Raw genomic sequence first — 20,784 nt, 5'->3', positions numbered from 1 at the left:
CCAGAATCCACCGTGCTCGACTGCACCGAGCAGGGACTCCTGATTCCGTGGGCCGATTCGGCACGCCCAGGCGGATGACGGGCGAATCGACGGCGGGGTTGAAGATGACGCTCTCTGAGCATGGTTCCGCTGTTCTCCCCCCATCGGGTCCGGAGGGCCGCGATCGCCGGGCGGAGCGCCGCCCGTGGACGCTCATGTACCACTCGGTGGACACCGAACCCGAGGACCCCTACCTCGTCACGGTGCATCCCGACCGGCTCCGCGGCCAGCTGCGCTGGCTCTCGCACAGCGGCCTGCGAGGGGTCTCCGTCGGCGAGCTGGAGCGCGCCCACGCCGCCGGCACCGCGGCCGGGCTCGTCGGCCTCAGCTTCGACGACGGCTACCGGGACTTCCTCGACCAGGCCGTGCCACTCCTGGCGGACCACGGCTTCACGGCGACCGTCTACGTCGTGGCGCGGAAGATGGGCGCCGACAACGACTGGGACCGCGAAGGGCCGCGCAAGCCCCTGATGACCGCCCGGCAGGTCCGCGCCGTGGTCGACGCCGGGATGGAGGTCGGCTCGCACAGCCTCACGCATGTCGCCCTGGCCGGTCTCGCCCCCGAGCGGCTGACCGCCGAGGTCGCGGAGAGCCGCAGCATCCTCCAGGACGTCACCGGCTGCGCCGTCGAGGGCTTCTGCTACCCGTACGGGTCCTTCGACCCGGCCGCCGTCGGGGCCGTCGAAGCGGCCGGCTACACCCACGCCTGCGCCGTCAGCCCCGGGGCCGCGGCCGGCCCGCACACTCTCCCGCGCAGCTATGTGGGGGACCGCGACGGCCCGCTGCGCCTGACGGCCAAGTACCTGCGCCACCGCTGGACCCGCTGACGCGACCGGGCTGACGCGACCGGGCTGCCGCGACCGGGCGCCGGGCCGCAGCCGGCCCGGTGCCCGGCCGTGGGTCTCACTCGCCGGTCGCCGGCTCCAGGCGGAGCCAGGAGGCGTGCCACAGCAGGCCGCACTGGCGGTCGCAGCCCGTCTCCGGCAGCGGCTCGCCGCCGCACCGCAGGCTGTCCAGGACGTACCAGTCGCCGCCGACCGGCCGCTGCCACCAGGCCAGCGCCCGGTGGCCCACGTGGGTCGCGCCGTGGCGGGTGCCCGCGAACCTGGCCATGCCGGGGTGGAACGGCACCCCGTGCAGCCGGCCCGAGCCGTCCAGCGTGGCCTGGATCTCCGGGAGGCTGCGGACGGTGGCCCGGTAGTCGGACGGGATGACGTGGGCCGCCTCCGCCGTGGACGGCTCCAGCCACTCGTCCCGGAAGAGCAGGGCGCAGGCCAGCCCGCAGCCCTGCGTCCGGTCCGCGCCCAGACAGGTGGCGCCCGCCAGCGTCGTGGTGGAGGAGAGGCGGCGCATCCGGTAGTGGTCGTCGACCATCCGCCGGACGATGTGCTCGACCCGGTAGGTGCGGCCGCAGTACGACCACTGGCTGTCGGTGAACCAGAGACCGCGGTGGCGGTCCTGCTCGTCGAGGGTCGCCCGGACGGCATCGGCGTCCTTGACCCGCACCCAGTCGCCGACCGCGAACGCCGAGGGGCGGCCGGGCGCGGGCACCCCGGCGTGGCGCTCGCGGGCCTCCTCGCGCGCCATCCGGGCCTGGCGGACGAGGCCGAGCGGGGGGAGGTCCCGCAGCGGCAGGCTCTTGTACTGGCAGCGGGCGGCCGGCCCGGTGAATACGGGGCTGACAGAAATGGCCGGCTGGGAATCCTTGACCGTCACGTGTGAATCCCATCTTCTCGGATCGGGGGCACTGCACGCAGCAGGTTACCGCCGGGACGAGTGGCGCGCGGAAACGCCGGGCGGAGCGTGTGTCCGGAAAGGCCCGGGGAGGCGGCGCGGCGTTTTCCCGTGTGTCGGGGTGCGGGATTTCCGGAGCATTGCCCTAATGTTGCACACGTCGCCCGGTGGAGTGGCCGAGAGGCGAGGCAGCGGCTTGCAGGGCCGCGTACATGGGTTCGATTCCTATCTCCACCTCCAGCGCCCCGACCGGGGCCCGCTCACGCGGCGCCCGCCGGATCTCCTGCCGGCGGGCGCCGCCCGCCCGCGCTCCGGACGCGCCCCGCCCGGAGCGCGGGCGCGCTCAGGCCGGCGCGGCTCCGCGCAGCAGAAGCAGTGCCACGGCGGTCGCCGCCAGCCCCAGGGTCGCCAGGAACGGCAGCCGGCTGCGCGGATCCCGGCCGGTCGGCAGCACGGTGGCCGCGGCCAGCGCACCGGTGACGGCGAACGCGGCCCACCCGGCGCGTCCGGCCGGTCCGGCGGGCCCGAACGCCAGGACGGCCGACGCGGCCAGCAGCACGACGGGCGCGAGCGCCCGGACCCGGCGGCGGCCCAGTCGCTGGGGGAGTCCGCGCACGCCCGCGGCCAGGTCGGCCTCGATGTCCGGGAGCACGTTGGTGAGGTGCGCCCCGACACCCAGGAGCGCCCCCGCCGTGGCCGACCAGACGGGCGGCCACGGATGGCCGGGCAGCCCCAGCGTGACGAAGGCGGGCAGCGCGCCGAAGCCCACGGCGTAGGGCAGCCAGGAGGCGGCGGTGCGTTTGAGGCCGAGGTTGTAACCCCACGCCGCCGCGACACCGGACAGATGGGCGGCGGCCGCCCAGGGCCCGCTCGCCAGCGACAGCGGCACGCAGAGGCCCAGCGCGCCGCCCGCCGCGACGGACACCGTCGTCGGGCCGAGCGCGCCCGCGGCCAGGGGCTTGTCCCGCCGGCCCGCCGCGAGGTCACGCGCCAGGTCGACCCGGTCGTTGCACCAGCCCACCGACAGCTGACCGGTGAGCACGGCGGACGCCACCAGCAGGCAGCCGGCCGCGCTCCGCCCGGACACCGCGGCGAGCGCCGTCATCAGCACGGTGACCGCCGCCGTCGGCTCGGGGTGGCACGCCCGCAGCAGCGCGAGCGCCGACCGGCCTGCTCGACGGTGCGTCAACTCCACGGCTCCGCCGACCCGGTGGACATCGCTACGACCGCTTTCGGTGGTGGGCACACCGTGATGCTAGATCCGGCCGGGGCCGCAGGGCCGGATCGGCGCGGCCCTCGCGGCTGAGGGCGATTTGATGCTGTTCGTCCCTATGCTGGGGCAATGACGCGAATCGCAGCCGTCCACGGGGTGTTGCCGGAGCACCGGTACGAACAGCACGAGATCACGGACGCGCTGGCGGCCATGGGGGCGGTGGGGGAGGGGCGGCGCGAACTGCTCGACCGGCTGCACGCCGCGTCCACGGTGCGCGGCCGCCGACTGGCCATGCCGCTGGAGCGCTACGCGGCCCTGAGCGGGTTCGGCGAAGCCAACGACAGCTTCATCACGGTGGCCCTCGAACTGGGCGAACGGGCCCTGGCCGAGGCGCTCGACCAGGCCGGACTGCGCCCGCGCGACGTGGACCTGCTGATCTCCACCTCGGTGACCGGCATCGCCGTCCCGTCCGTCGAAGCCAGGCTCGCCACCCGCCTCGGGCTGCGCGCGGACGTGAAACGGGTACCGGTCTTCGGGCTCGGCTGCGTGGCCGGCGCCGCCGGAATCGCCCGGCTCCACGACTACCTGGAAGGCCGGCCCGCCGACGTCGCGGTCCTGCTCTCCGTCGAACTCTGCTCCCTGACGCTGCAACGGACCGACGCCTCGGCGGCGAACCTGGTGGCCGGCGCGCTGTTCGGCGACGGCGCGGCCGCCGTGGTCGCGGTCGGCCGCGACCACCCGAGCCGCCGCCCGGACGACGGGCCCGTCGTGGTGGCGACCCGCAGCCGGCTCTACCCGGACACCGAGCGCCTGCTCGGCTGGGACATCGGGGACGGCGGCTTCCGGATCCTGCTCGGCGGCGAACTGCCCGGACTGGTCCGCCGTCACCTGGGGCCCGAGGTCCGCGCGTTCCTGGCCGACCACGACCTGAAGCTCCAGGACGTGACCGCCTGGGTCTGCCACCCCGGCGGCCCCAAGGTCCTGGACGCCCTTCGCGAGAGCCTCGATCTACCCGCCCAGGCACTGGAGTTGACCTGGCGTTCGCTCGCCGAGGTGGGCAACCTCTCCTCGGCCTCCGTGCTGCACATCCTGCGCGACACCCTCGCGCTGCGCCCCCCGCTGGCCGGCACCCCGGGCCTGCTGCTCGCCATGGGGCCCGGCTTCTGCTCCGAACTCGTCCTGATCCGCTGGTAGGCCGACGATGACCCCCTACACCGCCCTCGTCCTGCTGGTGGCCGCCGAACGCCTGGCTGAGCTCCGCACCGCACGCCGCAACACCGCCTGGAGCCGGCGGCACGGCGCCACCGAGTACGGGCGCGGCCACTACCCCGTCATGGTCCTGCTCCACACCGCCCTGCTGGCCGGCTGCCTGGCCGAGACGGCCTGGGCGGACCGGCCGTTCCTGCCCGCGCTCGGGTGGCCGGCGCTGCTGCTCGCGCTCGCGGCGCAGGCCCTGCGCTGGTGGTGCGTCGGCACCCTCGGACCACGCTGGAACACCAGGGTGCTCGTGGTCCCCGGCCTGCCCCTGGTGGCCACCGGCCCGTACCGGGTGCTGAACCACCCCAACTACCTCGCGGTCGTGGCCGAGGGCGTCGCACTGCCCCTGGTCCACACCGCCTGGCTCACCGCGGCCGGCTTCACGCTCCTCAACCTCCCCCTCCTCGCGGTCCGGCTGCGCTGCGAGAACGCCGCCCTGCGCGCGGCCCCGGCCGCCGTACCGGACCGCGCCCCGGCCCCGTCCGGTACGGCCCCGTGATCGACCTCCTGGTGGCCGGCGGCGGCCCGGCCGGACTCGCCACCGCGATCCACGCCGCCCGGGCCGGCCTGGAGGTGGTGGTCGCCGAGCCCCGCCGGACGCCGGTCGACAAGGCCTGCGGCGAGGGGCTGATGCCCGCCGGCCGGCGGGCGCTGGCCGAGCTCGGCGTCACCGTCGACGGACACGCCCTCCGGGGGATCCGCTACCTGGACGACCGCCACCAGGCCGAGGGGCTCTTCCGGGGGGACCCGGGCCTGGGCGTCCGGCGGACCGACCTGCACGCCGCGCTGGACCGCCGGGCCCGCGAACTCGGCGTGGCCGTCCTGCCGTTGCGGGTGACCGCCGTCCACCAGGGCCGCGACAGCGTCACGGCGGCCGGGATCACCGCCCGCTACCTCGCGGCCGCCGACGGCCTGCACTCACCGATCCGGCGCGGCCTGCGCCTGGAGGCCCGGTCCGGCCGGGCACCGGCCCGGTACGGGCTGCGCCGGCACTTCGCCGTACCGCCGTGGACGGACTGCGTCGAGGTGTACTGGTCGGCCCGGTCCGAGGCCTATGTCACCCCGGTCGGCCCCGGCCTGGTCGGGGTCGCCGTCCTGACCGGCGACCGCGGCCCGTTCGACGAGCAACTGGCCCGGTTCCCCCGGCTGGCCGCCCGCCTGCCGCGGGCCGCGGCGACGCCCGTCCTCGGCGCCGGACCGCTGCGCCAGCGGGTCCGCGCCCGGGTGGCCGGGCGCGTCCTGCTGGTCGGCGACGCCGCCGGCTACGTCGACGCGCTCACCGGCGAGGGCCTGTCGATCGCCCTCGGCGCGGCCGACCAACTGGTGCGCTGCGTCCGGGCCGACCGGCCGCAGGAGTACGAGTCGGCGTGGCGCCGGGTGTCCCGGCAGTACCGGCTGCTGACCGGCTCCCTGCTCTGGCTGCGTGGGCAGCCCCGGCTGGCACACCGGATCGTGCCCACCGCCGCCCGTTTCCCCGCCGCCTTCGCGGCCGCCGTCAACCGGCTCGGCTGACCGCCCCGGGAGGACCTTCCGGCCCGGGCCCTCAGCCCCAGAAGTCCCGGTGGACCTCGCGGGCACCGTCGGTGTCCACCGGGCCGACCACGGGCAGGTCCCGCTGTCCGGCGGCGAACACCCGGCGGCAGGGCAGTGCCAGGGTCGGGTTCTTCTCGTCGGGCCCGGTCATCGCGCGCAGCTCGTCCTCGCCGAGGGCGTAGACGACCCGGCCGATGCCGGACCAGTAGACGGCACCCGCGCACATCGCGCACGGCTCGGTACTCGTGTAGAGGCTGCACCGGCTCAGGAAGCCGGCGTCGTACCTCGCGGTCGACAGCCGGACCAGGTTGGTCTCGGCGTGGCCGGTGGCGTCGCGCCCGGTGACGACGGTGTTCTCCGCCTCCAGCAGCACGGCGCCGTCGGGTCCGACGAGCAGTGCGCCGAACGGGTGGTTGCCGGCCTCCCTGGCTCGGCGGGCGGCGGCCACGGCGGCCAGCAGCAGGGTCCGGTCGGCCTCGGTCGCGGCGGGGTCGGAGGGGGTTCCGGTGGCGGTCATACGGTGGTCTCCTCGGTCTCGCGGGCTCAGCGGCGTCCGATGCCGGTGGACCCCACGGTAGGGCGGCACGGCCGGACACAGGGGTGGCCGGGCGCTCTCATGACGGCGCTCCGACGGGGCGGCGCCACACGGTCGGTGCGGCCGGGCGTGGGACCCTCCCGCTCCACTCGCACCCGGTTGCGCCGGGGCGCACGATGGGAGAGCACCCGCCCGCAGCCACCGGGCGCCGACACGGGAGGTCCGTCATGGACATCGGACCGGTCGAGTACGCGGTCATCGCCTTCCCGGGCAACAGGTTCCGCGGTGACATCGTCCCCGAGCTCAAGCGTCTGACCTCGGAGGGCATCGTCCGCATCATCGATCTGACCTTCATCAAGCGGGACGCGGACGGAACCGCCCGGGTGCTGGAGCTGGACGCGCTGGAGGAGGACGAGGCCGCCGCCTTCTCCGAGGTGGACGGCGAGATCCAGGGGCTGCTCAGCGAGGAGGACCTCGCCTCGGTCTGCGAGGAGATCCCGCCGGACAGCTCCGCCGCGATCATCGTCTGGGAGAACAGCTGGGCCACCCCGCTCGTCCGGGCGCTGAAGGAGGCCGGCGGCCTGCTGGTGGCCCGGGAGCAGGTCCCGCTGAGCATCGTCGAGGCCGATCTCGTCGCGATCGGCCACAAGCCCTGACCGCCCCACCCGAGGAGGAGAAGCTCATGATCGGCCGTCGTCTCTCCCGAGGCGGGCGCCCGGGGCTGATCGGCACCGCCGCCCGCACCGCCGTCGTGGCGGGCACCGCGACCGCGGTCTCCGGCCGCGTCGCCGCCCGGCACCAGCAGGCCGCCGCACCGCCGCCCGCCGCCGCACCGCCGCCACCCGCTGCCGCACCTCCGCCGCCTCCACCGCCTCCACCGCCTCCTCCGCCGGACGACCAGGTGCTGGCCGGTCTGGAACGCCTCGCCGCGCTCCGGGCGCAGGGGATGCTCAGCGAGGAGGAGTTCGCCGCTGCCAAGCAGCGCGTCCTGGCCCCGTGATGCGCCGGGCCCGTGACACGCCGGCCCCGTGATGCGCCGGGCCCTCCGTGCCGGCGGTGGCACGGAGGGCCCGGCGCATGCCCGAGGGGGCGTCCGAGGGGGGTGTCAGGCCTGCTGGATGCCGGGGTGGCCGGCCTCCGAGACGAAGGAACCGGAGGTGCTGATCGTGCCGCCCGGCGTGGTGATGTGGGAGACGGTCCGGTAGTCGGCGCGCGCGTGCCGGCGGTCGAGGGTGAGCGTGGTGTAGCCGCGCCGCCCGTCGTAGAACTTCATGTGCGGGTTGGCCGCCAGGAGGGTGCTCCAGTTGGAGGGCCGCTCCTCGCCGTCCCCGTCGCTGCTGATCGAGGTGCCGACGAACTCGACGCCCACCGTCCGGGACGCCGGGTCGTTGAAGTCCCGCTTGACGTCCAGGGCGTAGGCCACGTGGACGTCGCCGGTGAGGATCACCAGGTTCTTCACGCCCGCCCGCTCGACCCCGGTCAGGAGCCGCTCGCGCGCGGCCGGGTAGCCGTCCCAGGCGTCCATCGAGAGCTTGGACGTCGGGTTGGTGGTGTTCTTCCTCTGGCTGAACACCACCTGCTGCGGCAGCACGTTCCAGACCGCGCTGGAGCGGCGGAAGCCGTCCAGCAGCCACCGCTCCTGGGTGGCGCCGGTGAGCGTGCGCGCCGGGTCGGCGGACTCCGGGGTCGGGTACTGCCAGCCGTCGCCGTTGGCCTGGTCGGAGCGGTACTGGCGGGTGTCCAGGATGTCGAACTGCGCCAACTGGCCGTAGTGGACGCGGCGGTAGAGCTTCAGGTCGGTGCCGTCGGGCTTCGGCATGCGCAGCGGCATGTTCTCCCAGTAGGCCCGGTAGGCGGCGGCGCGGCGGGCCACGAACGCCTCGGGCGACTGGCCCTTCTCGGGGATGCCGGCCGCGTAGTTGTTCTCCACCTCGTGGTCGTCCCAGGTGACGTACCAGGGGAAGGCGGCGTGCGCGGCCTGGAGGTCCGGGTCGGTCTTGTAGAGGGAGTACCGGAGCCGGTAGTCCTCCAGCGTCGTGGTCTCGTGGTTGTAGAGCGCGGGCAGGGTGCGGTCGGTGTACTTCCGGTCGCCGCCGACCGCGTCGATCCCGTACTCGTAGATGTAGTCGCCGACGTGGAAGACGGCGTCCAGGTTCTCGTTCGCGAGGTGGCGGTACGCGGTGAAGTAGCCGTCCTCGTAGGCCTGGCAGGAGACCAGGCCGAGGCGGACCTCGTCGAGCTTCCGGCCCCGGGCGGGCGCGGTGCGGGTGCGCCCGGTCGGGCTGCTCCAGCTGCCGACGGTGAACCGGTACCAGTAGACCCGGTCGGCGTCGAGGTCGTCCACGTCGACGTGCACGCTGTAGTTGAACTCCGCGTGCGCCCTGGCCGTGCCGCGCCGGACGACCTTCCGGAAGCGCTCGTCCCGGGCGATCTCCCAGCCGACGCGCACCGTGCCGGTGGGCGGCAGCCCGTTGCCCGGCTCGTACGGGCGGGGGGCGAGCCTGGTCCACAGCACCACCGCGTCGGGGAGCGGGTCGCCGGAGGCCACGCCGAGGGTGAACGGGTTCTCGGTCAGCGAGCGGGGGGCCAGTTCGGCGTCGGCCGCCTGCGCGTCGGGCAGGTTGGTGGTGAACGCCAGCGCGGCGGCGGCCGAGGTGACGGTGAGGAACCGTCGGCGGCCGAGGCGGGTCGCCGCCTCCCTGAGCTGCTGGTCGGGCGACAGGTGATCGGCGGTACGGGCCATGGGTCCAGTGCCTTTCGAATCTCGACGGTGTGCGAAGGAATTCGAGTGGACGGCGCCGTACGCCAGGAGTCCGATTGCTGGCAAATGAGTGATCATCAGATGAGAGCGGTGTCCGAAACGGTCAATTGCCGCAGAGCCGGGCCGGGGCCGGGGCCCGGCGGCGCGCACGCGCCGCCGGGCGGAGCGGGGGTCAGCCGGCCCGGTGGACGACCTCGCCGCCGACCACGGTGAGGTCGACCCGGGCGTCCAGCAGGGCCTTCGGGTCCAGGGCGAAGAGGTCCTCCGAGAGCAGCACCAGGTCGCCCAGCTTGCCGGGGGTGAGCGAACCCAGGCGGTCGTCCAGGAAGTTGGCGTAGGCGCTGCCCAGGGTGTAGCCGCGCAGCGCGTCCGCCAGCGAGACGGTCTCGCCGGGCACCCAGGCCTCGCCGCCGGCCAGGCCCTGGCGGGTGACGGCGGTGTAGAGGCCGACCAGCGGATCCATCTCGGCGACGTTCCAGTCGCTGGAGAACGCCAGCACCGCACCGGCCTCCTGGAGGCTGCGCATCGGCCAGGCCTTGGACCAGCGCTGCTCGCCGACGGCCTCGGCCCAGTCCCGGCCGGGGCCGGCGATGTCGGGGGAGCAGTGCCGGGGCTGCATGCAGGCGACCACGCCGAGTTCGGCGAAGCGGGGCACGTCGGCCGGGTCGAGGCACTCGACGTGGACCACCTGGTGGCGGGCGTCCCGGGCCCCGTTGACCCGGCGGGCGTGCTCGACCGCGTCGAGCACGGTCCGGATGCCCCGGTCTCCGGTGGCGTGCACAAAGGTCTGGAAGCCGGCCGCGTCGAGGCCGGCCAGCACCTCGGCGAACTCCTCGGCGGGGTAGAAGGTCTCGCCGCGGTGGCTGTGGTGGCCCGCGTAGGGCTCCAGCAGGGCGGCGGTGTGCGGCTCCACCACGTCGTCGATGTAGAGCTTGAGCGGCCCGACCCGGAAGCGGTCGCCGCTGTGCCGGCGGGCCGCCGCCGCGAACCCGGCGAGCTCCGCCGGGGTGGTGCCGCGCGGGTGGAAGAGCGCGGCGACCAGGCGCGAGCGGAGCCGGCCCTCGGCGATGGCCCGCTCGAACAGGGCCAGGTCGTCGAGGGAGTTCTGCGGTTCGACGACGGTGGTCAGGCCGTACCGGGCCGCCAGGTCGAGGCTCGCGCAGAGCCGGCCGTACTGCCGGTCGGGGGCGGCCCACGGGACGCCGGCGGCGCGCAGCGCCCGGTGCCCGTCCCGGGAGAGGCCGCGGACCGCGAAGTCGGTGAGGAATCCGGTGGGTTCGCCGGTGGCCGGGTCGGTCCGCACGGTGCCGAAGGGGAGTTCACGGGTGGCCGCGGTGATGCCCAGGCGGCGCAGGGCGGCGGTGTTCAGCCAGACGGTGTGCACGTCGTAGCTGAGCACGAAGGCGGGCCGGTCGCCGGTGTACGGGTCGAGGTCGGCGGCGGTGGGCATCCGCCCGCCGGGGACGGCCGAGTAGTCGAAGGCCTCGGCCTCGACCCAGTCGGCGGACGGGTTGCGGTGCAGCCAGTCGGCGATCCGGCGGCCGATCTCGGGCAGGTCGGCCGCGCCGGCCAGCTGGACGCAGGCCGCGTCGGAGCCGAGCCGGACGTGGTTGTGGCTGTCCACGAAGCCGGGCACCAGTAGCCGTCCGCGGGCGTCGACCACCTCGGTGCCGGGGCCGGCCAGCTCGCGCCAGCCGTCTCCGTCGCCGACCCAGGCGATCCGGCCGTCGCGGACGGCGACCGCCTCGGCCCGGGGGCGCCGCTCGTCGACGGTGTGGACATGGGCGTTGTGGACGATCAGTTCGGCGGGGCGGTTCACGAGTTCTCCGAAGCGGTGGTGGCGGCGGTGGCGGTGGCGGCAGCGGTGACAGGGACGGCGGTGGCGGCCCGGGGTGCCGGGCCGGTCCCGGCGGTCTGGTCGGCGGGCAGGCTGAGCACCCAGTGCGTCGCGCTGCGCGGGCGCAGGTAGAGGAACCAGTAGAGGACCCCGACGAGCAGCACCGCGAGGGTGATCAGCAGATCGCGTCCGGTCTGCCGGGTGAGCGTGTAGCCGAGGACGACGGTGGTGAGGACGGGGGCGGCCGGCCAGAGCGGCATCCGCCAGGCGCCGGTGGCGCGGTGGCGGCCGCGCCGGGCGGCCAGGGCGGCGATGCCGAGCAGCAGGTAGATCACCGCGACGACCACGCCGGTGAAGCCGAGCAGCGCCTCGATCGGGACGGTGAGCGCCAGCACCGCGCCCGGCAGGCCGATCGCGAGGGTGGCGACCCAGGGGGAGCCCCAGCGCGGGTGCAGGGTGCCGAGGGCGCGGTTGACCCGGTCGGGCCAGGTGCGGTCGCGGGCGGAGGCGTAGAGCACCCGGCCGTTCTGGATCACCATCACGATGACGGCGTTGAGGATGGCGGCGGCGATGCAGAGGCTGACGAAGGTGCCGACCGCGCTGCCGGCCCAGGAGTCGACGATGGCGACCAGATCGCCCGCCGCCAGCTGGTCCGGGGAGCTCACCCCCAGGCAGATCGCGATCACCGGGAGGGTGATGACGACGACCCCGGCCAGCAGCGACCAGAGGACGGTCCGGGCGACCGAGCGGCGCGGGTCGCGGAGGTCCTCGGAGAGGTAGATGCCGGTGCCGAAGCCGTTGTAGGTGAAGATCGCCACGGTCAGCCCGGAGATCAGCAGCCCGAGGGTGAAGGGGCTGGTGCCGCCCTGCCCGTCCGGCACGACCGCGTGCACCAGGGTCGAGGCCGGCTGCTGGATGTGCGTCAGGCCGAGCACGGTGACGACGGCGGCGGCGAGGACTTCGAGGCCCAGGAAGATCCCGGTGATCAGGGCGTTGGACTTGATGTCCAGGACGCCCACCGCGACGGCGAGCGCCATCACCGCGCCGCCCGCGACCGCCGGGTCCAGCGACAGCACCGAGCCGAGGTAGTCCGCGGTGCCGAGCGCGATGATCGGCGGGATCACCAGCAGCGAGACGATCGAGATCACGAACACCAGCCAGCCGGCCAGCCGGCCGAGCACCTGCCCCACGATCGAGTACTCGCCGCCGGCGCTGGGCACCAGGGTGCCGAGCTCGGCGTAGCACAGGCCCACCCCGAGCGAGAGCACGGCGGCCACCAGCAGGCTGATGACCGCGCCGCTGCCCTGGGACTGCAGCAGCGGGGGCACGACGATGAAGAGCGACGACGCGGGCGTCACGCACGACAGGGTCAGCAGGACTCCGCCGAAGACGCCCAGCGAGCGCGGCAGCGCCGCGACCGCGGGCGGAGGGGGAGGAGAAGACGTCATCGGTGACCGGACTCTCTCGCGGGGGAAGGTGTCCGGCCATTGAAGGCGAGGCGAAAAGAACGCGTCAAGAGTTCATTTATATCGTTTCGCCTATCAGAATCTGTTATGTGGGCGGATCGTTCGCCTGGTGCTTTCCAGGAGAAGAAATCGCTTATCGGATGGGTAGATCGTAGGTGTAGGACTCCTTGACGATGTCCAGGTGCACCCAGGACTCCGAGCGGGCCACGCCCGGCAGGGCGCGCACCGCCTCCAGCCCGGCGAGCAGCGCCGAGCGGTCCGGGGCGTCCAGGCCGCACACCACGTCGAAGCGCCCGTAGCCGGTGGCCACGTAGTTCACCCCCGGCAGTCCGGCGGCCGCCTCGGCGACCGCCCGGACCGGCCCCCGCACGCCCAGGCCGACCCCGGCGGCCTCGCGCACGCCCAGCGCACGCGACTCCACCAGCCCGGTCACATGCACCGCGCCCAGCTCCAGCAGCCGCAGCACCCGCGCCCGGGTGGCCGGCTGGGAGAGCCCGATCCGCTCGGCCAGCGCGGCGAAGCTGGCCCGGCCGTCCAGCTGGAGCAGCCCGAGCAGCCGGCGGTCGGCCCCGTCCAGCGCGGGCGGCGGACCGGGCCGCCCGCCCGCGACCTCCGGCGCGTAGGCGTCCCGGACCAGCTCGGCGCAGCGGAACACCTCCAGCCGCCGCACCCCGGGTGTCGCCCGCAGCGCCGCGAACTCGCGCTCCAGGGCGGCCCCGTCGGCGACCCGGATCTCGGCGAGCACGCTCTGCGGCCCGGCCGTGCAGGAGACGAAGCTGGTCGCCCGCCGCGCGGCCGCCGCCGCCGCGACCGGTCCGCCCGGGCCCGACACGTCCAGCGACACATGGGCGACCGCCTCGATCCCGGCCACCGACGGGGGCACGATGCCGACGATCCGCACCTCGCCGCGCTGGAGCAGCCGCTGCACCCGCGCCCGCGCGGCCTCCCGCGAGATGCCGAGGAGTTCGGACAGCCGCTGGTAGCTGACCCGGCCGTCGCGCTGCAGTTCGCGCACCAGGGCGGCGTCGGTGGTGTCGAGCACGGGAAGCTCCTGAGGACGATGCGGGGAGTCCCGGCAATCTACCGCCCCGGCCGGCGGCCGCCGGGGGCGGAGCGCACCCGCCCGGTCGGGCCTCCGTATGGCGCGCGACGGCCGCCGCGTACCGGTGGGCGCTGCTCTTGGACGTCCGGACCACGGTGGCGTAGTCGGCAGGCTGTCCCCATCCCGCTGCAGGCGGCCCTCGCCCACCGCGGAGGCCTCCCCCGCGCGGTGAAGGAAACCGTCCTGGAGCAGCCGCAGCACCGCTCCCCGACCGGACTCCGGGAGCGGATCGAGCGCCGCTCAGACCACCGCCCCGTTGTGGTCGCGCGCCCGCGCCGCGCCCGCCGCGTGCGGCGTCCGTGCCTCCCGGGCCTCCCGCGGCCGGTCCGGGAACCGCCCCTGGAGCAGCACGACCACCGGCATCGCGGTGAACACCGTCGACGCCGTGCCCACCACGACCCCGGCCAGCAGCGCCACCGAGAAGTCGGCGAGCGAGTCGCCGCCGAGGACCGCCAGGGCCACCAGGACGAACAGCGCCCCCATGCCGGTGTTCACCGTCCGGGGGAGGGTCTGCGCCACGGCGCGGTCCGCGAGGTCCGCCCAGCTCGCCTTCGTCCCGGTCCGGCGCAGCTCGCGCAGCCGGTCCAGGACCACCACCGTGTCGTTGACCGAGTACCCGACGATGGTGAGCAGCGCGGCGAGGAAGACGCTGTCCACCGGCTTGCCCAGCCAGGCGAAGAGGCCGAGGACGAGCAGCAGGTCCTGCGCCATCGCGATCACCGCGGCGGCTGCGAAGGTCCACCGGAAGCGGATCGTGAGGTAGAGCAGCTGGGCGGCGACCGCGAGCCCGAGCGCGGCCAGCGCGTAGCCGCGCAGCTCGCTGCCGAGGCTCGGCCCGATCAGCTCGTCGCGCTCCACGGACAGCTCGCCGGTGACGCCGGTGAGCGCCTCCCGGATGCGCTGCTGCTGGTCGTCGCCGGTCTCCTTGGTGCGGACGGACACGCCGGTGTCGCCGGTGGTCTGCACCACGGCCTGCGGGAACCCGGCGTCGACCACCGCCGTGCGGGCGGCGTCCGCGTCGACCCGCTGTGCGGCGGTGTACTGCGCGACCCGGCCGCCGGTGAACTCGACGCCGAAGTCCAGGCCGCGCCCGCCGATCCCGGCCAGGGCGAGCAGCAGCAGGCCGGCGCTGGCAACCAGCCAGCGCCGCCGGTGGCGCATCAGCCGGGGCGGCCGCCGGGTCAGCCGGGTCCGGAGCCGGCCGATGGTGGCCATGCCGGTCAGGGCGGGCCGCCGGGCGACGGCCGGCCGGCGCACCGCCCACTCGGCGAGCAGCCGGGTGATCAGCATGGCCGAGAACATCGAGGCCAGCACGCCGATCGAGAGCGTCACCCCGAAGCCCTTGACCGGGCCGGTGGCGAACACGAAGAGCAGCCCGGCGGCGAGCAGCGTCGTCACGTTGGAGTCGGCCACCGCGCTCCACGCCTTCGCGAACCCGACGCGGAGCGGGCGCCGCAGGTCGCGCTCCTTGCCGGGGCCGGCCGCCCGGGGCGCGGTGTACTCCTCCCTGGCCCGTTCGAAGACCAGCACGTTGGCGTCCACCGCCATGCCGATGGCGAGCACGAAGCCGGCCAGCCCGGGCAGGGTGAGCGTCGTGCCGAGCGCGACCACGGCGGCGTACGAGATCAGTCCGTAGAGGGCCAGCGCGACGGTGGCCAGCACCCCGAGCAGGCGGTACACCGCGATGATGAAAGCCCCGGTGCAGAGCAGGCCGATGACCGCGGCCAGGGCGCTGGCCCGGATCGCCTCGGCGCCGAGGGTGGGGCCGACGGTGCTCTGCTCGATCACCGTCACCGGGACCGGCAGCGCGCCGCCCTTCACCAGGGCCGCGAGGTCGCGGGCCTCGTCGGCCGAGAAGCCGCCGGTGATCTGCGTCGAACCGCCGGTGATCCCCTGCCCGCAGGGCACGCTCTCCTGGACGCCGGGGGCGGACAGGACGCGGTCGTCGAGCACGATGGCGACCCGGCGGGCGGGGTCGGCCGGCGCGGCGCACGCCGCCTCCCCGGTGAGCCGGGCCCAGGCGTCGCCGGCCGAGCCGCGGAAGGAGAGGTCGATGCTCCAGCCGAGGCCCGTCCGGGTGTCGAGGACGGCCGAGGCGTCCTTGACGCCGTCGCCGGTCAGCACCGGCGGGCCCAGTCGCAGGTGGCCGCCGGGGAGGCCGGGGTCGGCGAGGACCCGGGAGCCGTCCGCCGCGGGGGGCCCGGCCGGGCCGTCGGCGGTCGCGGTGACGGGGTGGAAGGTGAGCTGGGCGGTGCGGCCGATGACCCCGGCGGCCTCGCGGGGGTCCTGGACGCCGGGGAGTTCGACGACGATGCGCCGCTCCCCGGCGCGGACGAGCGAGGGTTCGGCGACGCCGAGGCCGTCGACCCGGCGGCGCAGCACCTCCAGCGCCCGGTCGGTGGCGTCCGCGTCGGCGCGGACGGTGGGCGAGTTCTGGGTCTCCAGGACGATCCGGGTGCCGCCGCGCAGGTCGAGGCCGAGGCGGGGCGGGGTGGTCAGGGCGACGTAGAGCGAGACACCGACGACGGCGAGCGCGACGAGCGCGCGCCAGAACGTGGCACGGCGAGTAGGCATGGGTACTCCACGGGCGGTCCGCGGGAGCCGGGCGTCCGCGGGGGACGCCGCACCCGGGACGGGCGGACGCGAGGGGATGGCGCGTCGCCGGGAACGCTCCGGGCACGGTGGCCGGAGCCCTCCCGTCCGGGCCGCGGGCAGGCCGCGGCACCCGGGTCGGCGGGCGCGGTGGGACGTCAGCTGGACCGGGTGGAGGGGGGACCGCGGGTGTGGCGGGGGTCGTAGTGGTCGGACGGCGGCGCCCGCTCCTGACGCGGCCCCGGGGCGTACATCCAGGCCCGGGGCCGGGGGGCGTCTGTCCGGGCGGCCGGGAGCGCGGCCGGCGGGAGCGCGGGCAGCCGGACGCCGGGCTCGGCGGCGGCCGTCCGCCGCTGGGCGACGTCGGAGTCGGGGCGGTCCGCGGTGCGCCGGACCTCCGCGCCCGCCGGGCCGAGCCGTACGGCGGCGGGGGCGGCCGGGGCGGCGACGGCGGGCGGCGCGTCGGGGGCCGGCTGCGCCGCGCCCGTCGCCGTGCCGAGGAGGACCTGGCAGACGGCCCAGGCCGCGAGGAACGCGCAGGACAGCGCGGCCGCCGCGGCCCGACGTACGCGTCGCTCCACTCCGGCCCCCTCCCCGCCCGTGCCGTCACCCGGTCCCGTCCGCAAGAAGCTCTCACTGTAGGCGACGGCGCCGCCGCGCGGGGAGGTTCGGGCGGCGGAGCGGACCGGCCAGGGCCGGAGTCACGGTCCGGCGGGGGCCGGCGCAGGTCGCGCGGCGGGCCGGACGGTGCTCAGCGGGCCGTCTCCCCGAACGCCCGCTGGAGCCGCTGGACCCCCTTGTCCACCCGGGCCGGGCTGTCCACCGCCGCGTAGCGTCTACTCCCGACCGGCGCGCACGGTGCGGCGGAGCGCGGGTCCTGGGTGCCCCGCACCCGGTGAAGGCCCTCCCTGGCCCTGTGCGGACGGCGGGCCCGCCCCAGGCGGAGGCGACCTCCACGGGCGCCGACGCCGCCCTGCACTGGTTCCCGGCCGGGTTCAACGCCGACACCCGCACCCTGCGCATCACCTGCGACTCCCCGGCCTGGGCCACCAAGCTCCGCCTGGAACAGCGCCAGCTCCTGACCAAGCTCAACGCGGCGCGGCCCGACACCGTCCGCGCCATCGACATCCGCGCCGGCCAGGCCACCCCCGCCCCGACACCCGACACCGAGCCGGTCGCCCCCGTCCGGCCGACGACGGACCCGGCCCCCGCGCCGACCGCGCCGCCACCTGCCGACAGCGTGGCCTACCAGCAGCTCCGCCAACAGATGCGTGAGCAGACCCAGGCCCGCCAGGCCACGCTCGACGAAGAAGCCGCAGCCCGGGAGGAGATCCTGCGCCGGCACTGCAACCGCCTGCGCGAGCCCGAACGGGATCACCGCCCGCCCATCCAGGACGAGCAGGCCCTGGCCGAAGCCGCCCGCGCCCGCGAGTTCCTCGCCCGCCACCACGCCGCCGTCGCCGTCGTCTGCGGCCACACTGTCCCGCTGCGCACCGCCCGCCAGTCGCCGCCGGCCCTCACCCGCGGTGCCGCGTGACGAGGACCGCGGCTCGGCAGCCTGGAATGATTGAATGATAGGAGCTGGGTATCATTGATTCATGCTGTATCAGACGCCCCGCCTCGAGTCCGTCGACCATCAGGTCCTGGAGCAGATCAACTCCATGCGCGACCAGCTGCGGTACGCGGTTCAGCAGGCCCCCATGAAATGGACCCTCGACCTGCGCAAGGCCCTCACGGCCAGTGCCATCGCGGCCTCGAACACCATCGAGGGCTATCAGGTCGACGCGAGGGATGTCGCCGACCTGATGGACGGCGAGCGCGAGGTCGAGGCCAGCGACGAGAACAAGACGGAGACCCTGGCCTACCAGCAGGCCATGGCCTACATCCAGTCCCTCCACGATGCCGCTGACTTCCGCTACAGCAAGGAACTGCTCAACGCCCTGCACTGGATGCTCCAGGGCCACCACCACCCGCTCAAGACCGCCGGGCAGTGGCGCAGGACGGCCATTCGGATCACGGCCCCCGGCGACGACCTGGCCACGGACTACGAGGGACCGGACCACGAGCTGCTGCCCGGTCTGATGAGTGAGCTTGTCGACTGGCTCAACGATGACGACCTCGAAAGCCACGTCCTCGTGCGGGCCGCGATGGCGCACCTCAACCTGGTGAAGATCCACCCCTGGTCGGACGGCAACGGCCGGATGTCCCGCTCTCTGCAAACCCTCCTGATCGCCCGGGGCGGAGTCCTCGCCCCCGAGTTCTCCTCGATCGAGGAGTGGCTGGGGATGCCCGGCAACACCTGGGACTACTACAAGGTGCTGCGCGAGGTCGGCGGTCCGGTCTGGTCACCCCAGCGGGACGCACTGCCGTGGATCAAGTTCAATCTCCTCGCCTACCACCAGCAGACGCAGCGGGTCCAGCGTCGCGTCGACCGGTCCAATGACTGCTGGACACAGCTCATCGAGGTAGCCGGCAGCTACGGGATCACCGAGCGCCAGACGACCGCTCTGCACGAAGTGGCGATGGTGGGGCGGGTGCGCCGCTCGCGCTACGAGAAAGCCGAAGCGATCAACACCCAACAGACGACGAGGGACCTGCAGGCCCTGACCAAGGCGGAACTTCTGACAGCGGTCGGGCAGACGAAGGGCCGTCACTACGTTGCCGGGCCCCGCTTTCCGCGGAAGGTCCTGGAAACCGCGCAACGGCACCACACCATCGTCAACCCGTATACCGCCGTATAGCAGGCGGTTCGCGATTGGTACGGAGGCCGGCCACCGGCTTGCTGGAGATCAACCCGAGCGTTCGTCTGCCGGTCCACGCCCCCGCCGGCACTCTGTTCCGTCGGCTTCACCAGTGCTTTGGTGGGACTTGCGCCGTTTCCCCGGTGCCCGGCACGGCGTGGTGGCACGATGAAACAGCCATGGTCAGGCCCGAGTTTGGGGGTTGTCGTTTCCGGGTGACAAGCGGCGGATTCAGACGGCGGTGTTGGGCAGCGCGGCATCGGAGGTGCCGCTGATCCTGCCGTTGGAGGCGATCGAGCTGGATGCCTTCCGCCAGGAGCACAGCGAGGACACCTTCTGGTGCGGGTCGCTGCTCGGCGGCCGCGGCGACCAGCTGACGACGAAGCTCTACACCGACCGGGTCTGCCACTTCGCGCACGTGCGCCGTGAGGCGCTTGTATTCGAGTGGTGGTGAAAGACCACCACCGCTGTTCTGTCGCAGCAGAATAGCGAAGCTGAGGGCAGCCTGACTCGGGAGGTGCCGAGAAAGGCGGGAGCAGCCCTGACAAATCCGGGACGTTCTAGCACTGCCAGATAGGGCGGGTTCGGCAAGCAAGACGGAAAGGTATACGAGAGGAACCAGCGTTTTACGCTCCTACAAGTGGCACCGGCTCTAACCTGGCGGATCTGGGCCGGAGGCGACGCAGACCCGCTCCCGTCGTGGAGCGGAGAACTTCCCAGAGTGATATGTGTGCAGCGAAGGGGAGGCCGTGATGAAGTGCTGCGGGGTAATCACGGCGATGTCGCGGGGGCAAAGTTGGGTGCCTAATCCGTCGATCGAATGCGAGTGAACACGGGAACCGTCTAGGCCCTCGCCTTCATCCGCACATCCAGTGCGGACAAAGGCTGGGCACACCGTCAGTCGAACGGGCCTGGACGGGGCGGAGCCGCCGTAGTAGTCCGAGACCGGGAAAGCCGGTCACATGGCGAAGGGCGGCAGCAGAATCAGAAGGGAGGGACTGCAATGCCGAAAGATGCGCCGCCGAATGGCGACGCCGTGCTGGAGGGGCTCCCCGCGAGTTCAAATCAACAGGTATCGGAGATGCAGGCCAAACTTCACCGTTGGGCGGCGGACCAGAAGGGCCGCCGATTCGACGACCTGTTCAACCTCGTGCATGACCCAGCCACGCTGAGGATGGCGTGGTGGCGGGTCGAGGCCAACCGCGGAGCCCGCACTGCTGGGACGGACGGGCTGACGCCCGTACGCATCGAAGCAGAGATCGGGGTGTCGCGGTTCCTGGAGGACCTTCGTTCGGCGATCAAGTCGGGTGAGTTCCGACCGCAACCGGTTCGGGAACGCAAGATCCCCAAGCCGGGCGGTTCTGGAAAGGTTCGCAGCCTGGGAATCCCCACGGTAACGGATCGGGTTGTCCAGGCGGCGCTGAAACTTGTCCTGGAGCCAATCTTTGAGGCAGATTTCGAACCAGTCTCATATGGCTTCAGGCCCGAGCGGCGCGCACATGATGCGATTGCCGAGATTCACTTTTACGGGACTCGTGGATACCGATGGGTACTGGATGCCGATATCGAAGCGTGCTTCGACTCCATCGACCATTCAGCCCTGATGGAACGGGTTCGTGGAAGGATCAAGGACAAGCGCGTGCTGCGGCTCATCAAAGCGTTCCTGAAAGCCGGGGTTCTTACGGAACTCGGCACAGTCTCAGAAACGCGGAGCGGTACGCCGCAAGGGGGCATTCTATCGCCGCTCTTGGCCAACATTGCACTGTCTGTGCTTGATGAGCATATGACGGCTCCGTGGAAGCCAGGAGAGGTTATGTCGACCGAGATGAGGCGCCGGCGCCGTGTCTGGAAGGGGCTCCCTGTTTGGCGATTCGTCCGCTACGCGGACGACTGTGCGCCACGAACACTGAGGGAGGTTCCGGTGTAGAGACGGAAACTTCCGACGTGATGCTGCACTGGTGATGGAGGTAGGCC

Annotated in this window: 20 protein-coding genes and 1 tRNA gene; 11 read left to right on the top strand and 10 right to left on the bottom strand. The window is 73.7% G+C overall.

The features are described from left to right. Nucleotides 1-206 precede the first annotated feature (206 nt). A complete protein-coding gene (locus ACIP82_RS35465) occupies nt 207-866 on the top strand; it encodes a polysaccharide deacetylase family protein (protein WP_363609393.1) in 660 nt (219 codons plus the stop codon). Nucleotides 867-942: 76 nt separating this feature from the next. Here the strand turns inward: ACIP82_RS35465 and ACIP82_RS35460 are convergent, their stop codons facing one another. Beyond that, nucleotides 943-1,755, bottom strand: coding sequence for a hypothetical protein (locus ACIP82_RS35460; protein ID WP_400659549.1), 813 nt, complete (start codon nt 1,753-1,755; stop codon nt 943-945). Nucleotides 1,756-1,939: 184 nt separating this feature from the next. On the opposite strand from ACIP82_RS35460, the gene ACIP82_RS35455 reads away from it, so the two are divergent. Beyond that, a tRNA-Cys gene (locus tag ACIP82_RS35455) sits at nt 1,940-2,013 on the top strand. A 103-nt stretch (nt 2,014-2,116) separates the two neighbouring features. Here the strand turns inward: ACIP82_RS35455 and ACIP82_RS35450 are convergent. Further along, the gene (locus ACIP82_RS35450) at nt 2,117-3,019 is read right to left on the bottom strand and encodes a UbiA family prenyltransferase (protein ID WP_400659547.1); all 903 of its coding nucleotides are present in this window, start codon (nt 3,017-3,019) and stop codon (nt 2,117-2,119) included. Between the two features lie 96 nt (nt 3,020-3,115). Here ACIP82_RS35450 and ACIP82_RS35445 point away from each other — a divergent pair, with 96 nt between their 5' ends. From ACIP82_RS35445 to ACIP82_RS35435, 3 genes are read left to right on the top strand one after another with little or no spacing between them, the layout of a single operon-like run. Further along, entirely contained in the window at nt 3,116-4,180 is a 1,065-nt protein-coding gene (locus ACIP82_RS35445; protein WP_400659545.1) for a type III polyketide synthase, read from the top strand. Between the two features lie 7 nt (nt 4,181-4,187). After that, on the top strand, nt 4,188-4,742 hold the full coding sequence (locus ACIP82_RS35440; RefSeq protein WP_400659543.1) for an isoprenylcysteine carboxyl methyltransferase family protein: 555 nt from the start codon (nt 4,188-4,190) through the stop codon (nt 4,740-4,742). Continuing rightward, entirely contained in the window at nt 4,739-5,755 is a 1,017-nt protein-coding gene (locus ACIP82_RS35435) for an NAD(P)/FAD-dependent oxidoreductase (RefSeq protein WP_400659540.1), read from the top strand. Before ACIP82_RS35440 ends, ACIP82_RS35435 begins: the two co-directional genes overlap by 4 nt. A gap of 31 nt (nt 5,756-5,786) precedes the next feature. On the opposite strand, the gene ACIP82_RS35430 is transcribed toward ACIP82_RS35435, so the two are convergent. Then, nucleotides 5,787-6,293 carry a nucleoside deaminase gene (locus ACIP82_RS35430; RefSeq protein WP_400659537.1) on the bottom strand — a complete coding sequence of 169 codons (507 nt, stop codon included), beginning with the start codon at nt 6,291-6,293 and terminating at the stop codon, nt 5,787-5,789. Nucleotides 6,294-6,538: 245 nt separating this feature from the next. Between ACIP82_RS35430 and ACIP82_RS35425 the strand changes: the two genes are divergently transcribed. Together ACIP82_RS35425 and ACIP82_RS35420 are read left to right on the top strand one after the other, a co-directional pair. Further along, a complete protein-coding gene (locus ACIP82_RS35425) occupies nt 6,539-6,967 on the top strand; it encodes a DUF6325 family protein (RefSeq protein ID WP_400659535.1) in 429 nt (142 codons plus the stop codon). A 26-nt stretch (nt 6,968-6,993) separates the two neighbouring features. Continuing rightward, entirely contained in the window at nt 6,994-7,311 is a 318-nt protein-coding gene (locus ACIP82_RS35420) for an SHOCT domain-containing protein (RefSeq protein ID WP_400659532.1), read from the top strand. Between the two features lie 105 nt (nt 7,312-7,416). On the opposite strand, the gene ACIP82_RS35415 is transcribed toward ACIP82_RS35420, so the two are convergent. The 7 genes from ACIP82_RS35415 to ACIP82_RS35385 all read right to left on the bottom strand — a co-directional run bounded on the left by ACIP82_RS35415 (nt 7,417) and on the right by ACIP82_RS35385 (nt 16,961). Beyond that, a complete protein-coding gene (locus ACIP82_RS35415) occupies nt 7,417-9,054 on the bottom strand; it encodes an alkaline phosphatase D family protein (protein ID WP_363609411.1) in 1,638 nt (545 codons plus the stop codon). 190 nt (nt 9,055-9,244) lie between these two features. Further along, a complete protein-coding gene (locus tag ACIP82_RS35410; protein WP_400659529.1) occupies nt 9,245-10,891 on the bottom strand; it encodes an amidohydrolase in 1,647 nt (548 codons plus the stop codon). Beyond that, a complete protein-coding gene (locus tag ACIP82_RS35405; protein ID WP_400659526.1) occupies nt 10,888-12,357 on the bottom strand; it encodes an APC family permease in 1,470 nt (489 codons plus the stop codon). The genes ACIP82_RS35410 and ACIP82_RS35405 overlap by 4 nt, the downstream gene beginning before the upstream one ends. Nucleotides 12,358-12,508: 151 nt before the next feature. Beyond that, a complete protein-coding gene (locus tag ACIP82_RS35400) occupies nt 12,509-13,417 on the bottom strand; it encodes an Lrp/AsnC family transcriptional regulator (RefSeq protein WP_363609417.1) in 909 nt (302 codons plus the stop codon). A gap of 300 nt (nt 13,418-13,717) precedes the next feature. Further along, nucleotides 13,718-16,051, bottom strand: coding sequence for a protein translocase subunit SecD (gene secD, locus ACIP82_RS35395; protein ID WP_400659523.1), 2,334 nt, complete (start codon nt 16,049-16,051; stop codon nt 13,718-13,720). Nucleotides 16,052-16,227: 176 nt separating this feature from the next. After that, complete coding sequence (locus tag ACIP82_RS35390) at nt 16,228-16,650, bottom strand: hypothetical protein (protein ID WP_400659521.1); 423 nt, start codon at nt 16,648-16,650, stop codon at nt 16,228-16,230. Between the two features lie 170 nt (nt 16,651-16,820). After that, complete coding sequence (locus tag ACIP82_RS35385; RefSeq protein ID WP_363609423.1) at nt 16,821-16,961, bottom strand: hypothetical protein; 141 nt, start codon at nt 16,959-16,961, stop codon at nt 16,821-16,823. A 24-nt stretch (nt 16,962-16,985) separates the two neighbouring features. On the opposite strand from ACIP82_RS35385, the gene ACIP82_RS35380 reads away from it, so the two are divergent. The 4 genes from ACIP82_RS35380 (at nt 16,986) to ACIP82_RS35365 (ending at nt 20,737) form a co-directional block, all read left to right on the top strand. Continuing rightward, nucleotides 16,986-17,606 carry a DciA family protein gene (locus ACIP82_RS35380; RefSeq protein ID WP_400659519.1) on the top strand — a complete coding sequence of 207 codons (621 nt, stop codon included), beginning with the start codon at nt 16,986-16,988 and terminating at the stop codon, nt 17,604-17,606. A 61-nt stretch (nt 17,607-17,667) separates the two neighbouring features. Then, entirely contained in the window at nt 17,668-18,810 is a 1,143-nt protein-coding gene (locus ACIP82_RS35375) for a Fic family protein (protein ID WP_400659517.1), read from the top strand. 244 nt (nt 18,811-19,054) lie between these two features. Continuing rightward, the gene (locus tag ACIP82_RS35370) at nt 19,055-19,264 is read left to right on the top strand and encodes a hypothetical protein (RefSeq protein ID WP_400659516.1); all 210 of its coding nucleotides are present in this window, start codon (nt 19,055-19,057) and stop codon (nt 19,262-19,264) included. 549 nt (nt 19,265-19,813) lie between these two features. Continuing rightward, nucleotides 19,814-20,737, top strand: coding sequence for a reverse transcriptase domain-containing protein (locus ACIP82_RS35365; RefSeq protein ID WP_400659513.1), 924 nt, complete (start codon nt 19,814-19,816; stop codon nt 20,735-20,737). Nucleotides 20,738-20,784: the final 47 nt, after the last annotated feature.

The sequence above is a fragment of the Kitasatospora sp. NPDC088548 genome (assembly GCF_044753005.1).
In the GTDB taxonomy this organism is placed as follows: domain Bacteria; phylum Actinomycetota; class Actinomycetes; order Streptomycetales; family Streptomycetaceae; genus Kitasatospora.
This window is presented reverse-complemented; position numbering and strand designations above follow the sequence as displayed.

What these genes read in the sequence shown, in the direction of transcription:
- ACIP82_RS35445 (WP_400659545.1), top strand. Translation starts at nt 3,116, where the DNA reads ATGACGCGAATCGCAGCCGTCCACGGGGTGTTGCCGGAGCACCGGTAC.
- ACIP82_RS35440 (WP_400659543.1), top strand. Translation starts at nt 4,188, where the DNA reads ATGACCCCCTACACCGCCCTCGTCCTGCTGGTGGCCGCCGAACGCCTG.
- ACIP82_RS35430 (WP_400659537.1), bottom strand. Translation starts at nt 6,293, where the DNA reads ATGACCGCCACCGGAACCCCCTCCGACCCCGCCGCGACCGAGGCCGAC.
- ACIP82_RS35425 (WP_400659535.1), top strand. Translation starts at nt 6,539, where the DNA reads ATGGACATCGGACCGGTCGAGTACGCGGTCATCGCCTTCCCGGGCAAC.
- ACIP82_RS35420 (WP_400659532.1), top strand. Translation starts at nt 6,994, where the DNA reads ATGATCGGCCGTCGTCTCTCCCGAGGCGGGCGCCCGGGGCTGATCGGC.
- ACIP82_RS35415 (WP_363609411.1), bottom strand. Translation starts at nt 9,054, where the DNA reads ATGGCCCGTACCGCCGATCACCTGTCGCCCGACCAGCAGCTCAGGGAG.
- ACIP82_RS35405 (WP_400659526.1), bottom strand. Translation starts at nt 12,357, where the DNA reads ATGACGTCTTCTCCTCCCCCTCCGCCCGCGGTCGCGGCGCTGCCGCGC.
- secD (WP_400659523.1), bottom strand. Translation starts at nt 16,051, where the DNA reads ATGCCTACTCGCCGTGCCACGTTCTGGCGCGCGCTCGTCGCGCTCGCC.
- ACIP82_RS35375 (WP_400659517.1), top strand. Translation starts at nt 17,668, where the DNA reads ATGCTGTATCAGACGCCCCGCCTCGAGTCCGTCGACCATCAGGTCCTG.
- ACIP82_RS35365 (WP_400659513.1), top strand. Translation starts at nt 19,814, where the DNA reads ATGCCGAAAGATGCGCCGCCGAATGGCGACGCCGTGCTGGAGGGGCTC.